At 61.8% G+C, this 14,975-nt stretch carries 11 protein-coding genes; 7 read left to right on the top strand and 4 right to left on the bottom strand.

Annotated elements, in window-relative coordinates; all coding sequences use genetic code 11:
- Nucleotides 1-100: 100 nt before the first annotated feature.
- A complete protein-coding gene (gene aceA, locus E5K04_RS13265) occupies nt 101-1,411 on the bottom strand; it encodes an isocitrate lyase (RefSeq protein WP_136554903.1) in 1,311 nt (436 codons plus the stop codon).
- Nucleotides 1,412-1,823: 412 nt separating this feature from the next.
- Between aceA and grpE the strand changes: the two genes are divergently transcribed.
- The 7 genes from grpE (at nt 1,824) to E5K04_RS13230 (ending at nt 10,583) form a co-directional block, all read left to right on the top strand.
- Complete coding sequence (gene grpE / locus E5K04_RS13260; RefSeq protein ID WP_136554901.1) at nt 1,824-2,396, top strand: nucleotide exchange factor GrpE; 573 nt, start codon at nt 1,824-1,826, stop codon at nt 2,394-2,396.
- A gap of 108 nt (nt 2,397-2,504) precedes the next feature.
- Nucleotides 2,505-4,424 (top strand): molecular chaperone DnaK, encoded by a 1,920-nt coding sequence (dnaK, locus tag E5K04_RS13255; RefSeq protein ID WP_136554899.1) that lies wholly within the window; start codon nt 2,505-2,507, stop codon nt 4,422-4,424.
- 116 nt (nt 4,425-4,540) lie between these two features.
- On the top strand, nt 4,541-5,668 hold the full coding sequence (dnaJ, locus tag E5K04_RS13250) for a molecular chaperone DnaJ (protein ID WP_136554897.1): 1,128 nt from the start codon (nt 4,541-4,543) through the stop codon (nt 5,666-5,668).
- A 279-nt stretch (nt 5,669-5,947) separates the two neighbouring features.
- A complete protein-coding gene (locus tag E5K04_RS13245) occupies nt 5,948-7,441 on the top strand; it encodes an alanine/glycine:cation symporter family protein (RefSeq protein ID WP_136554895.1) in 1,494 nt (497 codons plus the stop codon).
- Between the two features lie 104 nt (nt 7,442-7,545).
- Nucleotides 7,546-7,755, top strand: a complete 210-nt coding sequence (locus E5K04_RS13240; RefSeq protein WP_136554893.1) for a hypothetical protein — start codon at nt 7,546-7,548, stop codon at nt 7,753-7,755.
- Between the two features lie 6 nt (nt 7,756-7,761).
- Nucleotides 7,762-8,763, top strand: a complete 1,002-nt coding sequence (gene hemB, locus E5K04_RS13235) for a porphobilinogen synthase (protein ID WP_136554891.1) — start codon at nt 7,762-7,764, stop codon at nt 8,761-8,763.
- 323 nt (nt 8,764-9,086) lie between these two features.
- Nucleotides 9,087-10,583, top strand: coding sequence for an alanine/glycine:cation symporter family protein (locus E5K04_RS13230; protein ID WP_136554889.1), 1,497 nt, complete (start codon nt 9,087-9,089; stop codon nt 10,581-10,583).
- Nucleotides 10,584-10,810: 227 nt separating this feature from the next.
- On the opposite strand, the gene E5K04_RS13225 is transcribed toward E5K04_RS13230, so the two are convergent.
- The 3 genes from E5K04_RS13225 to E5K04_RS13215 all read right to left on the bottom strand — a co-directional run bounded on the left by E5K04_RS13225 (nt 10,811) and on the right by E5K04_RS13215 (nt 14,931).
- A complete protein-coding gene (locus E5K04_RS13225) occupies nt 10,811-12,001 on the bottom strand; it encodes a hypothetical protein (RefSeq protein WP_136554887.1) in 1,191 nt (396 codons plus the stop codon).
- Between the two features lie 154 nt (nt 12,002-12,155).
- Nucleotides 12,156-12,911: an SLATT domain-containing protein gene (locus E5K04_RS13220; RefSeq protein ID WP_136554885.1), complete on the bottom strand. Its 756-nt coding sequence runs from the start codon at nt 12,909-12,911 to the stop codon at nt 12,156-12,158.
- Nucleotides 12,912-13,599: 688 nt separating this feature from the next.
- Entirely contained in the window at nt 13,600-14,931 is a 1,332-nt protein-coding gene (locus E5K04_RS13215; protein WP_136554883.1) for a serine hydrolase domain-containing protein, read from the bottom strand.
- Between the last annotated feature and the right edge of the window lie 44 nt (nt 14,932-14,975).

Genomic DNA, 14,975 nt, shown 5'->3' with positions numbered 1-14,975 from the left:
TTGCGCGTATACGCGGCGAGGTGGGCTGCCAAGCGAAAACCCCCGCCGGGAGCCGGACGGGGGTTCGGGAAGACCGTGCGGGCCGTCAGCCCGCACGGTCTCAGTGGAACTGCTCTTCTTCGGTCGAGCCGGTCAGGGCCTTCACCGACGAGGAGCCACCCTGGATCACGGTGGTCACGTCGTCGAAGTAGCCGGTGCCGACTTCCTGCTGGTGCGACACGAAGGTGTAGCCCTGCTCGCGTGCTGCGAATTCCGGCTCCTGCACCATTTCAACGTAGTGCTTCATGCCTTCGCCGCGGGCGTAAGCGTGGGCAAACTTGAAGGTGTTGTACCAGTTGACGTGGATGCCGGCCAGGGTGATGAACTGGTACTTGTAGCCCAGTGCGGACAGCTCTTCCTGGAACGAAGCGATCTGGCTGTCGTTCAGGTTCTTCTTCCAGTTGAAGGAAGGCGAGCAGTTGTAGCTCAGGAGCTTGCCCGGGCAGGCTGCGTGCACGGCCTGCGCGAATTCGCGGGCGAAGCCGATGTCCGGCACGCCGGTTTCACACCACACCAGGTCGGCGTACGGCGCGTAGGCGACGCCGCGGCTGATCGACTGCTCCAGGCCGTTCTTCACGCGGAAGAAGCCTTCCTGGGTGCGCTCGCCGGTCAGGAACGGCTTGTCGTTCTCGTCGTAGTCGGAGGTGATCAGGTTGGCAGCTTCCGCGTCGGTACGGGCCAGGATCAGGGTCGGCACGCCCATCACGTCGGCGGCGAAGCGGGCGGAGATCAGCTTCTCGACGGCTTCACGGGTCGGCACCAGCACCTTGCCACCCATGTGGCCGCACTTCTTGGCGGCTGCCAGCTGGTCTTCGAAGTGCACGCCGGCCGCACCTGCGGCGATCATGTTCTTCATCAGTTCGAAGGCGTTCAGCACGCCGCCGAAACCGGCTTCAGCATCGGCGACGATCGGCAGGAAGTAGTCGATGAAGCCTTCGTCGCCCGGGTTGATGCCACGCGACCACTGGATCTCGTCCGCGCGCTTGAAGGTGTTGTTGATGCGGCGAACCATGGTCGGCACGGAATCGTACGCGTACAGCGACTGGTCCGGGTACATGGTTTCGGAGGTGTTGCCGTCGGCGGCGACTTGCCAGCCGGACAGGTAGACGGCTTCCAGGCCGGCCTTGGCCTGCTGCATCGCCTGGCCTGCGGTGATCGCGCCGAACGCGTTCACGTAACCTTTCTTGGCGCCGCCGTTCACCTTGTCCCACAGCACCTTGGCGCCGCGCTGGGCCAGGGTGTACTCGGGCTGCAGGCTGCCGCGCAGACGGACCACGTCGGCAGCGGTGTAGCCGCGCTTAACGCCTTGCCAGCGCGGATTTTCAGCCCAGTCTTTTTCCAGGGCGGCGATTTGTTGTTCGCGAGTGCTCATATCTCTGGTTCCTCTACTCGATGCGATTTAAAAGCCGGTTGCAGCCGGCCAACCTTTGTAATGGTTTTCGGCGGTGGCCGAAGGGCGGGCGCGTGGTCAGCGCCTTTTGTTTTCCTGCTGCCCGGTCTCTACGCTGGGGTCAGCGCGGCGGGGCAGTGGATGCCTCTGTTGCATGATTAAAACATAATTTCCAAACGGGGTGTGCGCTGCAACAAACAAAAAGTTCATGATTTTCAATTGCTAACAAGACGATCACGTAGCTGGCAAAAACTGATGCTCGCTGTGAGCGAAACCGAAAATAATCCGGTCAAATCGCGAACTGTCCGGCAGGGGCTTGAATTCAGGCCGACCACCCCTACCTTGCGTCAGGTCATTCAGTCATTCGCGATTTCGCCGCAGGAGTTCCAGAGAAATGCAAGAAAACCCGAACGCCACCCATCTCGACCCGGAACAGCAGGAAACGGCCACCGCGGCCGCCTCCGCACAGCAGGCGCAGGAAGAGGAGCTGGGCCTGCCCAACCTGTCGGACGAGGCGGTTGCCCGCATCGACGCGCTCGAACACGAGCTCTCCGCGCTCAAGGACCAGTACCTGCGTGCCGTCGCCGAGCAGGAGAACCTGCGCCGCCGTGCACAGGAGGATGTCGCTGCCGCGCACAAGTACGCAGTCAGCAAGTTCCTGCAGGAAGTGCTGCCGGTGAAGGACAGCCTGGAGATGGCCCTGATGGATCAGAGCGGCCAGTTCGACAACCTGAAGTTCGGCGTTGACCTGACCCTCAAGCAGCTCGCCAGCGCCCTGGAAAAGGCGCAGGTGCGCGAAGTGAACCCGCTGGGCGAGAAACTCGACCCGCACCACCACCAGGCGATGAGCATGGAAGAGTCCGACGCCGAACCGGGCACCGTGGTGCGCGTGATGCAGAAAGGCTACCTGGTCGCCGACCGCGTGCTGCGCCCGGCGATGGTCGTTGTCGCCAAGGCGCGCGGCTGAGTTTTTAAGACGGGCTTGAAATCTGGTTTTCAGCCAATACCTTGAAACGCATGAACCGGTCAGGAATTGCTCCGCGACCGGATAACAGGACAAGAAAGGACGAAGAACATGGGAAAAATTATCGGTATTGACCTTGGTACCACCAACTCCTGCGTGGCGGTCGTTGAAGGCGGCAACCCGAAAGTGATCGAGAATGCCGAGGGCGCGCGCACCACGCCTTCCATCATCGCCTACGTCGACGACGGCGAGATCCTGGTTGGCGCCCCGGCCAAGCGCCAGGCGGTGACCAACCCGAAGAACACCCTGTACGCGATCAAGCGCCTGATCGGCCACCGCTTCGAAGACAAGGAAGTGCAGAAGGATATCGAGCTGATGCCGTTCGATATCGTCAAGGCCAAGAACGGCGACGCATGGGTCAAGGTGCGCGACGAGGAACTGGCGCCGCCGCAGATTTCCGCCGAAGTGCTGCGCAAGATGAAGAAGGCCGCCGAAGACTATCTGGGCGAAGAAGTGACCGAGGCGGTGATCACCGTGCCGGCCTACTTCAACGACAGCCAGCGCCAGGCGACCAAGGACGCCGGCCGCATCGCCGGCCTCGACGTCAAGCGCATCATCAACGAGCCGACCGCGGCCGCGCTGGCCTTCGGCCTCGCCAAGCAGGAAGGTGACCGCAAGATCGCCGTGTACGACCTGGGTGGCGGTACTTTCGACATCTCGATCATCGAGATCGCGGACGTTGACGGCGAGCACCAGTTCGAAGTGCTGTCGACCAACGGCGACACCTTCCTGGGCGGTGAAGACTTCGACCAGCGCCTGATTGATTACATCGTCACCGAGTTCAAGAAGGAACAGGGCGTCGACCTGAAGAACGACGTGATGGCACTGCAGCGCCTGAAGGAAGCGGCCGAGAAGGCGAAGATCGAACTGTCGTCCGCGCAGCAGACCGAGGTGAACCTGCCGTACATCACCATGGACGCGACCGGCCCGAAACACCTGGCGATGAAGATCACCCGCGCCAAGTTCGAAGCGCTGGTTGACGACCTGGTCGAGCGCACCATCGAGCCGTGCCGCACCGCACTGAAGGACGCCGGCGTGTCGATCGCCGACATCGCCGACGTGATCCTGGTCGGCGGCCAGAGCCGCATGCCCAAGGTGCAGGAGAAGGTTAAGGAGTTCTTCGGCAAGGAAGCGCGCCGCGACGTGAACCCGGACGAAGCCGTCGCCGTCGGCGCCGCGCTGCAGGGCTCGGTGCTCTCCGGCGACCGCAAGGACGTGCTGCTGCTCGACGTCACCCCGCTGTCGCTCGGTATCGAGACCATGGGCGGCGTGATGACCAAGCTGATCCAGAAGAACACCACCATCCCGACCAAGGCGCAGCAGGTGTTCTCGACCGCCGACGACAACCAGACCGCGGTGACCATCCACGTGCTGCAGGGCGAGCGCGAGAAGGCGTCCGCCAACAAGTCGCTCGGCCAGTTCAACCTGTCGGACATCCCGCCGGCGCCGCGCGGCATGCCGCAGATCGAAGTCGCCTTCGACATCGACGCCAACGGCATCCTGCACGTGTCAGCCAAGGACAAGGGCACCGGCAAGGAAGCGAAGATCACCATCCAGGCGTCGTCGGGTCTGTCCGAGGACGAGATCCAGCGCATGGTGAAGGACGCCGAGGCGAACGCCGAGGAAGACAAGAAGCTGCACGAGCTGGTCCAGGCGCGCAACCACGCCGACACCATGATCCACAGCGTGAAGAAGTCGCTCTCCGAGCACGGCGACAAGCTGCCGGCCGACGAGAAGGCCAAGATCGAGGAAGCCCTGAAAGAAGCCGAAGAGGCGCTCAAGGGTGACGACAAGGAAGCGATCGAAGGCAAGACCGAGGCGCTGATGACCGCGTCGCACAAGCTGGCCGAGATGATGTACGCGCAGACCCAGGCCGAAGGTCAGCCGGGCGCGCAGCCGGAAGCGGCCAAGGCCGACGACGGCAACGTGGTCGACGCTGAGTTCGAGGAAGTGAAGGACAAGAAGCAGTAAACCGCTTCGTCTGAAGTAAGAAGGCACAGTGCCGGTCGCGCCTTGACCGGTGGCTGTGCCTTCGACCGTATTGGCTTAACAAGCGCGCCGGCGACAGCCGGCCCAATGGTGTGAGAATGTCCAAACGCGATTTGTACGACGTGCTCGGCGTGAACCGCGACGCGTCCGATGACGATATCAAGAAGGCCTATCGCAAGCTGGCGATGAAGTACCACCCGGACCGCAACCCGGACAGCAAGGAAGCCGAAGACAAGTTCAAGGAAGCCAAGGAGGCTTACGAGATCCTGTCCGACGGCCAGAAGCGTTCGGCGTACGATCAGTTCGGTCACGCCGGGGTCGACCCGCAAGCGGGGATGGGCGGCGGCGGCGGGGCCGGCTTCGGCGGCTTCGGCGACTTCGCCGACATCTTCAGCGACATCTTCGGCGGCGGCCGTGCCGGCGGTGGCGGCCGCTCCAACGTCTACCGCGGTGCCGATCTGCGCTACAACATGGAGCTGACGCTGGAAGAGGCGGCGCGCGGCTGCGAGAAGCAGATCCGCATCCCGACCCACGAAGAGTGCGGCACCTGCCACGGCAGCGGCGCCAAGCCGGGGACCGAGGCGAAGACCTGTTCGACCTGCGGCGGCCACGGCCAGGTCCGCATGAGCCAGGGCTTCTTCTCGGTGCAGCAGACCTGCCCGACCTGCCATGGCACCGGCAAGGAAATCAAGGACCCGTGCCCGAAGTGCCACGGCGCGGGCCAGGTGAAGACGCACAAGACGCTGAACGTGAAGATCCCGGCCGGTGTCGACGACGGCGACCGCATCCGCCTCTCCGGCGAGGGCGAGCCGGGCCAGAACGGCGGCCCGTCCGGCGACCTGTACGTGGTCACCCACATCAAGCAGCACCCGGTGTTCCAGCGTGACGGCAGCGACCTGCACTGCGAGATGCCGATCTCGTTCGCGACCGCCGCGCTTGGCGGCGAAATCGAGATCCCGACGCTCGACGGCATGGCCAAGGTCAAGATCGCGCCGGAGACGCAGTCCGGCCGCGTGTACCGCCTGCGTGGCAAGGGCATCAAGGCCGTGCGCGGCAGCCAGGTCGGCGACCTGATGTGCCACGTGGTCGTCGAGACGCCGGTCAAGCTGACCGAACGCCAGAAGGAGTTGCTGCGCGAGTTCGACGCGATCAGCCAGGGCGACGTCGCGACGCACAGCCCGCGCACCAAGTCGTTCATGGACAAGCTGAAGGACTTCTTCGGCTGATATACGGGTGTTTCCCTACAAAGCGGCAGCCTGCGGGCTGCCGCTTTGCTTTTGTGCGCTCTCTTTCTGCTTCGACGTGAAAAATGTTAAATGCATTGCTGCATGAAATTTTCTTTGCATTTCACGCTAAAAAACCGCTATCTTCTGCCCTGAAACCGATTCGGATTTGTCGACTATATCCATTCGACAACCGGCGGGGCGAGGTCCCACACCGGCAGGCGCGGCCATGAGCCGCCACCCCAGGGGTGGGCGATCGGGAAACTGAGAGAGAAACAGCAGATGAATGAAATCGTGAATGCCATCAACGGCGTGATCTGGAGCCCGGCGCTGATCTACCTGTGCCTGGGCGTGGGGCTGTATTTCAGCCTGCGCGGCCGCTTCCTGCAGGTGCGCCACTTCGGCGAGATGATCCGCCTGATGTTCGACGGCAAGAGCTCGGACGCCGGCGTGTCTTCGTTCCAGGCGCTGGCGATGACGCTGGCCGGCCGCGTCGGCACCGGCAACATCGCCGGTGTTGCCACCGCGATCACCTTCGGTGGCCCGGGCGCCGTGTTCTGGATGTGGATGGTTGCCTTCCTGGGCGCGAGCTCGGCGTTTGTCGAGTCGACCCTCGGCCAGATCTACAAGGAAAAGCTCGACGGCCAGTACCGTGGCGGCCCGGCCTTCTATATCGAGAAGGGCCTGGGCGTGAAGTGGTACGCGTGGGTATTCGCCGTGGTCACCATCTTCGCCTGCGGCGTGCTGCTGCCGGGCGTGCAGGCGAACTCGATCGCCGCCGGCCTGCAAGGCGCGTTGGGCATCGACCCCAACGTCACCGCCGCGCTGCTCGCCGTGCTGCTCGCCTTCATCATCTTCGGCGGCCTCAAGCGCATCGCGGGCTTCGCCGAGCTGGTGGTGCCGTTCATGGCGCTGGGCTACATCATCGTCGCCTGCGTGATCATCGCGCTGAACATCCACATGCTGCCTGACGTGCTCGCGCTGATCTTCAAGAGCGCCTTCGGCATGGAAGCGGGCTTCGGCGCCATCCTCGGCCTTGCCATCCAGTGGGGCGTGAAGCGCGGCGTGTACTCGAACGAAGCCGGCCAGGGTACCGGCCCGCACGCATCGAGCGCTGCCGCCGTGTCGCACCCGGCCAAGCAGGGCCTGGTACAGGCGTTCTCGGTGTATATCGACACCCTGTTCGTGTGCTCGGCCACCGCCTTCATGCTGCTGATCACCGGCCAGTACAACGTGCAGGGCCCGGACGGCCAGGCGCTGTACACCGGCATCGCCGGCGTCGCCGCGGGCCCGGGCTACGTGCAGACCGCGATGGAACATATCATGCCGGGCTTCGGTTCGCTGTTCGTCGCCACCGCGCTGTTCTTCTTCGCGTTCACCACCATCGTCGCCTACTACTACATCGCCGAGACCAACATCGCCTACATCAACCGCAAGGTGCACCGCCCGTGGCTGATGTTCGTGCTGAAACTCGCGCTGTTGGCCGCGACCGTGTACGGCACCGTGAAGACCGCCGACCTCGCCTGGGGCCTGGGCGACATCGGCGTCGGCCTGATGGCGTGGCTGAACATCGCCGCCATCCTGCTCCTGCAAAAGCCGGCCTTCATCGCCCTGCGCGACTACGAGGCACAGCGCGCACAGGGCCTCGACCCGGTGTTCCACCCGGAAAAGCTCGGCATCAAGAACGCCGACTACTGGGCCGGCCACCGCGCCGAGGACAACCTGGAAGACGAGCAGCGCCAGGCCGCCGGCCAGCAGCCGCTGCACCAGCAGTAAGCGTCAAGCCGGGCGGCGCTGGCCGCCAACTTGGCATGGGCATACAATTGCCCTGTCCTGACCGGGGCCTTGCCCCGGTTTTTCTTTTTCTGCCGGGGGCGATCATGGATTTTCTGCATTCGACCTGGTTCTGGTGCGTGGTGGCGGCGGCGCCCTTCGTGATGGCGGTCGGCACGCTGGCGCGCCTCGCCCGGCGCGAACCGCCCCCCGAGCTGCCGCCCGGGGTGGGGCCGGGGACCTACCGCCGCTACGGCGACGAGACCGCGCCCGATGCGCGCACCGAGCCACCGGCCGGCCCAACAGAAGAAAGGTAAGCGCCGATGATTTTTGCCAACCGCTATTTCCCCGCCACCCGCTTGCGCCGCATGCGCCGCGACGACTTCTCGCGCCGGCTGATGCGCGAGCACTCGCTGACGGTGGACGACCTGATCTACCCGGTGTTCGTGCTGGAAGGCGACAACCGCGAACAGGACGTGAAGTCGATGCCTGGCGTCAAGCGGCAGAGCCTCGACCGCCTGCTCTATACGGCCGAGGAAGCGGTACGGCTGGGCGTGCCGATGCTGTCGATCTTCCCGGTGATCGAAAGCGGCAAGAACAACGAGGCGACCGAGGCGTACAACCCGGACGGGCTGGTGCCGACCGTGGTGCGCGCGCTCAAGGCACGCTTCCCCGAGCTCGGCCTGATGACCGACGTCGCGCTCGACCCGTACACCATCCATGGCCAGGACGGCCTGATCGACGACGCCGGCTACGTGCTCAACGACGAGACCACCGCGGTACTGGTCAAGCAGGCGTTGTGCCACGCCGACGCCGGCGCCGACATGGTCGGCCCGTCCGACATGATGGACGGGCGCATCGGCGCGATCCGCCAGGCGCTGGAAGAAGAGGGCTTCATCCATACCAAGCTCTTCGCCTACTCGGCCAAGTACGCGTCAAGCTTCTACGGCCCGTTCCGCGATGCGGTGGGCTCGGCCGGCAACCTCGGCAAGGCCGACAAGAAGACCTACCAGATGGACCCGGCCAACGTCGACGAGGCGGTGCAGGAAGTGGCGATGGACCTGGAAGAGGGCGCGGACCTGGTGATGATCAAGCCGGGCATGCCGTATCTTGACGTGATCCGCCGCGTGAAGGACACCTTCGGCGTGCCGACCTTCGCCTACCAGGTGTCGGGCGAGTACGCGATGCTCAAGGCGGCCGCCGCCAACGGCTGGCTGGATGGCGACAAGTGCATGATGGAGAGCCTGCTCGCCTTCAAGCGCGCCGGCGCCGACGGCATCCTCACCTACTTCGCGTTGGACGCCGCCCGCCTGCTCAAGGCCTGACGCTTCCCCACGCGCGCGCGGGTAGAATCCCGAACCGCTCCGCAAGCCGCAGCTTGCGGGGCGGTTTGTCGTCTGGGCCCCATCCACCTTGCGGATCGGCCGGCGATGCGCGGCATGCTTGCGTCAGTCACCCTTCCGCCCGATTCAGCCCGCACCCCATTTTTCTATCTCAAACGAGTAGTTTGCGCGATTTTTCTTTGCAAAATAGATAGAGCGCAGGTTATCTTTTTGTCGTGATGCCATGTGCAAAGGCGTGGCACACGCCGTCCGTTCCCCATCCGGGCGGCTGGTCGTACCCAAAACAGACAAGAGAGAGAACTGACATGGAACAACTCGTCAATGCCGTCAACGGCATCATATGGAGCCCGGCGCTGGTCTACCTGTGCCTCGGCGTCGGGCTTTACTTCAGCGTGCGCGGCCGCTTCCTGCAGGTACGCCACTTCGGCGAAATGGTCCGCCTGATCTTCGACGGCAAGGGGACGGACGCCGGCGTGTCCTCGTTCCAGGCGCTGTCGATGACGCTGGCCGGCCGCGTCGGCACCGGCAACATCGCCGGGGTCGCCACCGCGATTACCTTCGGCGGGCCGGGCGCGGTGTTCTGGATGTGGGTGGTCGCCTTCCTGGGCGCGAGTTCGGCCTTCGTCGAGTCGACCCTCGGCCAGGTCTACAAGGAAAAGCTCGACGGCCAGTTCCGCGGCGGGCCGGCCTTCTATATCGAGAAGGGCCTGGGCATCAAGTGGTACGCGTGGCTGTTTGCGGTGGTCACCATCTTCGCCTGCGGCGTGTTGCTGCCCGGCGTGCAGGCCAACTCGATCGGCGCGGGCCTCGAGCAGGCGTTCGGCGTCGCGCCGACCGTCACCGCCGCCGTGCTGGCGATGGCGCTGGGCTTCATCATCTTCGGCGGCATCAAGCGCATCGCCACCTTCGCCGGCGCGGTGGTGCCCTTCATGGCACTGGGTTACATCACCGTCGCCTGCGTGATCCTGCTGCTTAACATCCACCAGGTGCCGGCGGTGTTCATGCTGATCGTGAAGAGCGCGTTCGGCCTGGAAGCGGGCTTCGGTGCCATCCTTGGCCTCGCCATCCAGTGGGGCGTGAAGCGTGGCATCTACTCGAACGAGGCCGGCCAGGGCACCGGCCCGCACGCCTCCAGCGCCGCCGCCGTGTCGCACCCGGCCAAGCAGGGGCTGGTGCAGGCGTTCTCGGTGTATATCGACACCCTGTTCGTGTGCTCGGCTACCGCCTTCATGCTGCTGATCACCGGTCAGTACAATGTGCAAGGGCCGGACGGCGAGCCGATCTACACCGGCATCGCCGGCGTCGCGGCGGGGCCGGGCTACGTGCAGACCGCGATGGAGTCGATCATGCCGGGCTTCGGCGCCGCCTTCGTCGCCGTCGCGCTGCTGTTCTTCGCCTTCACCACCATTGTCGCCTACTACTACATTGCCGAGACCAATATCGCCTACATCAACCGCAAGGTGCACCGCCCGTGGCTGATGTTCGTGTTGAAACTCGCGCTGGTAATCTCCACCGTGTACGGCACGGTGAAGACGGCCGACCTTGCGTGGGCAATGGGCGACATCGGCGTCGGCCTGATGGCGTGGCTGAACATCGTCGCCATCATCCTGCTGCAAAAGCCCGCCTTCGCGGTGCTGCGCGACTACGAGGCGCAGCGCGCACAGGGCCTGGACCCGGTGTTCCACCCCGAGAAACTCGGCATCAAGAACGCCGACTACTGGGCCGGCCACCGCGCCGAGGACAACCTCGAAGACGAACACCGCGCCGCCGAGGGCAAGGCACCGCTGCACGACAGGGGGTAGCTGGGCTTATTGATCCGCTTGTTGCTGGCTTGAACGAAACCGCCACGCAGTTTTTTAAGCTGCGGGGTGGTTTGGTGGAGGTAGGCTGCATGCGGCGTATACGACTCTGCGAAGCTAGATAAATTTTGAATTAACAGATGTCGTCGCTGGTTTTGTAACGACGCCCCGTTGAAGGACTAGTCGAGGGCCAAAGGTCGCCGGCAACGTGTTGCTGGATGAGGTCATGGTCATGCTACGAAAACTTTATTCTCTTCCTTGTAGACGGAGATGCCACCGTCCTCTGAGATTTTTATTCCAAGCCCGAGGCTGCTGCCCTTCTTGGCTGCAGCGGTTCGGCCGCCACCTTCGCTACCCGCTGGTACGCTAATTATTGCGCCAACTGCAATTATATTACCTAGGTGGTCTAGAACCATTGCGCCATCCAAAGCTAGCAGTTCCTGTCGCAATCTTCGATCCAGATTCTGGAATTTTTCGTTCACCATGGTGCGAATTGTTTTTGATTTGATGGAAGGATTTTCTCCTAAGAGCAGGTCTGGCTCTGAAACAATGCTTTTGATTTCGACGAGTTTTCCGGATTTTATTACAATAATGCAGCCGCCGCTTCTAGTAAACGATATGTCGAGACAGCTTTGATAGATTGCTTCGCGTAAAACTCTATTTTGAGGGGGCTGTATTTGGCGGAGATACAATTCATGAGCGTAGTATTGCCATTCGCCACGCCGCTTGGCAAAGATTAGCTTCTTGTTTCTGAATATTAGTTGCTCCCCAAGACGATTTAATACTAGGGCAATTCGGTCATTATTGGTCCAATCTGCAATTGCATTTAATCGGTATGGAACATATTCAAGACCTAGCTGGTTTGCTGTAAGTTGACCTGATCCAGATATTTTACAATCAGGAGTAACAACTAGAAGGGTGTCAAATCCGTTGCTTATGACTGCCGAGAAGTCTTCTTGAAATATTTCTGCGAGATAGATTTCTTGGCTGTTGGCGTTTGGATCAATCCCTATGGAGGAAGTGATTGCTCCTCCTTCATATGTGCGGGCAGACCAAGCCTCAAATTGGCGCAATATTTGGCTTGTTGCGGCAAGATCGCCTAGGTGACGTGAAATTGCCCGTGCGGGTAGAAAAGTGAATAAATCAGATCTGTAGTCTGGATCAGTGGCGTCATGTATAGCGACGAGTTCTTCAACAAAATCCTTCGTAAGCGTCAACTCTTCGGGCATAAATCCAGGCTGGCGATAGAGGACGAGTCTCTCTACACCCCTATCCTCAGCCTTGATGGCTGTCTTTGTGGGGTCTAGTGCTGCAACTCGTGGGCTAGAGGCTCTACAAAATACAGTTTCTGGCAAAACTTGGGCGGACAGCAGTGGCGCCAGGTACGCACCCAAAGCCTCCCGCAATTCGTCGATGGTCAATTGTTTTTCTCCGAAAGTATGGTGTGCAGAATTATTTATAAGCACCCAGTGTAAAAAATTTGTACAGATTTATATTTTGCTTGTCTTCGTGTGATATGGCAGGTGTCTGGTATATTCAGGCATCGATTCGTTCTGCCTTAGGGTGAGGTTTGGTCTACGCATACTGAATGATTTCAGTGCTAGTGGAAGACACTTCGCTGGAATGGTTGGTGAGCTTCGCCTTTACTGCCGTTCCATTGAGATATGGAGTGAGAATTTCTGTTGCTCCCATCATGTCTGTGATAAAAATAACTTCCATGAGCATCAAAATTATTGGCAGGGTAAATCCAAATGCACGGATGAGATGAGCTTCTGTGTATAGCTTTAAGCGTGGGAGTCCAGTAATGAAATAATCGTTTACCATCTCTAGGGTTGCAAAGCGATAATCGTTTCTGTCGTGGTTTTCAACATCGGTGACTATTTCGGAGTAGTGTTTTTGATAGGTGGCTAGTTTTTCACCGCTTATTGATCCATTACTTAATTCTCGATCTTTGTCTAATGATCGAATTAGTTCTTTTAACTTATCTCCGCATTCCGTTAGTTGCTCGGCACGCATGTCGTATCTAGCAGTGCCTATTACGACAGAGTAAACAAGAACGGCTACGCCCAAAAATATTTGCATCATATTAAGTACGTTTGCTTGAAATGCAAGTGGCACTTCGGCATTTTGCATTAATGGTATGAAAACTAAGCCCAAAGACAATACTGTTGTGGTGAAAAAAGAAAATTTCCCTTGGCGTTGAAGGCGACTAGAGGCGTTGTATCGACATTTTGCAGTAGTTCGCATGCTCATCTGTAATTTCTCAGCTGCGTCTTTTGCCGCTCGTTCTCGTTCTCCGCCTGCGGTTATCCATGAAATGAATTTTTTCATATGGGTATGATGTGCTTGTTAGGATTTAGGATTTTAACACTTAATCCTGTTAAGAAAATCTGATTGTCATGGTGGTTGGACTTTTAATGCGCAGTATTCTTGCGCCAGCCACCCTTCCACGTAGGCTCGCGCCGGCGACAAGGGCGCTGGCGAGGTCTTAAGCTGGCCCTTGTTCGAGCGATTCGACGGTAGCGAATCGCGAGTTGGCCAGCGCCTCGCCAGCGTCTTTGTTGACGGGGAAGTCGCGAGCCTTCGGGGGCGTTTGGGATGCAAGGGGCTTGTCGCGACAAGCCCCTTGCCCGTTCGCCGCGCGGAAGCGGCACCCAAACACGTCCGCGCAGCGGACACAAAACCCGATGCGGCCTGCGTGGCCGGAAAACAGGCGAAAAAATGGCCGGCGTGAGGCCGGCCATTTGCATGGAGGTGCGTGTCAGCGCGGTAGGGTGGGTTAGCCGCAGCATGCGGCGTAACCCACCGCGACTTGGTGGAGCTCGGCCGCTGGTGGGTGGTGGGTTACGGCCTGCGGCCTAACCCACCCTACGCAGCTAACCCACCCCACTTCTGCGAAGCCACCCGACGCCGCCAACCCGCCCCGCGCGGCGGACGCAAACCCGGCGCGGCCTGCGCGGCCGGAGCGCAGGCGAAAAAATGGCCGGCGGGATGCCGGCCATTTGCTGGATGATGCGTGTCAGCGCTTGCCCATCAGGTGCAGCGCCAGCGCGTGGTAGGCCGGCAGCGAGGTCGGGTCGATCGCCTTGTTGCTGGCGACCGGGTAGGACGCGTAGCGGGCGATGACCATCTGCGCAGCCGGGTCGATGTACAGTGCCTGGCCGTGCACGCCGCGCGCCATGAAGGCGCCGTGCGGGTTGTGGCTGACCCACCACATATTGCGGTAGCTCCACCCCGGCAACTGGCTGTAGCCGGCCTTGGCGAACGCGGCCTTGTCGCCACCGGTGCGGATGTCGGCCACCGCGGCGGCCGGCACGACCTGCTGGCCGTGGTAGGCGCCGTTATTCCTCAGCATCTCGCCGAAGCGGGCGAGGTCGCGCAGGCCGGTGTTGAGGCCGCCGCCGGCAAACGCGGTGCCGGTGGAATCGACGGTCATGTATGCGTCCTGCTCGGCACCGAGCTTCTGCCAGATCTTCTCCGACATCAGCTGCGGCACGGTTTTTCCGCTGGCACGCGCGATCACCCAGCCCAAGGCGTCGGTGTTGGCGGTGCGGTAGCCGAACGCCTCGCCGTGTTTGCCTTCGCCGTGGATGGTCGGCAGGAACTCATAGTACGACTGCGGGCCCTGGTAACCGGCCGGCTTGGGCAGGGGGTTGCCGGCGTTGGCGTGCTGCCACACTTCGGCGTTGGGGTCGGCGTAGTTTTCGCTGAAGCGGATGCCGGTGGTCATGTCCATTAGCTGGCGCACTGTCGCGTCGCCGAAGCCGGACTTCGCCAGTTCCGGCACGTAGTCGGCGACCTTGCGCGCCGGGTCGAGCTTGCCTTCGGCTGCCAGCAGGGCGGCGAGGGTGCCGACGAAGCTCTTGGTCACCGACATCGCGCCGTGCTGGCCGGTGGGGGTGAGCGAGCCGAAGTAGCGTTCGTAGACGACGCGCCCCTTGTGCAGCACCACGATGCCGTCGGTGTAGTTGGCAGCGAGCGAGTCCTGCCACGTCATCGGCTGGCTCGCGCCCGTCGGCGTGAAGGTCAGCGCGTCGATGTCGCTACGCAGCGCGTACTTGAGCTTGCCCGGCGCACCTACGCCGCGCGAGACGCCGACGGTCGGCATCAGTTCGCGAAAGTGCGAGACGGTCCAGCGCAGTTGCGGGAAGCGGTAGTAGCTGCCGTCGGCGAAGCGGATCTGCTTGTCGGCCGGCGGCGGCGAGCCGACCATCCAGCCGAGCTTCACCGGGTCGCTGTTGGCCGCATCGGGAAAGGCGGGGGCGGCGGCCTGGGCCGACAGCGCTGCGCAGAGCAGGGCCAGGCCCGGCAGCAGGCGGGCAAGGGCGGGGCGGTTGGGTCGGTTTTGCATTGCGTCCTTGTCGGTCATGGTTGGGGCGCCAGGCTCGGGTATAC

The sequence above is a fragment of the Crenobacter intestini genome (assembly GCF_004919095.1).
GTDB classification, from domain to species: Bacteria; Pseudomonadota; Gammaproteobacteria; order Burkholderiales; family Chromobacteriaceae; genus Craterilacuibacter; species Craterilacuibacter intestini.
The sequence above is the reverse complement of the archived record's forward strand: the minus strand, read 5'-3'. Positions and strand labels throughout refer to the sequence as shown.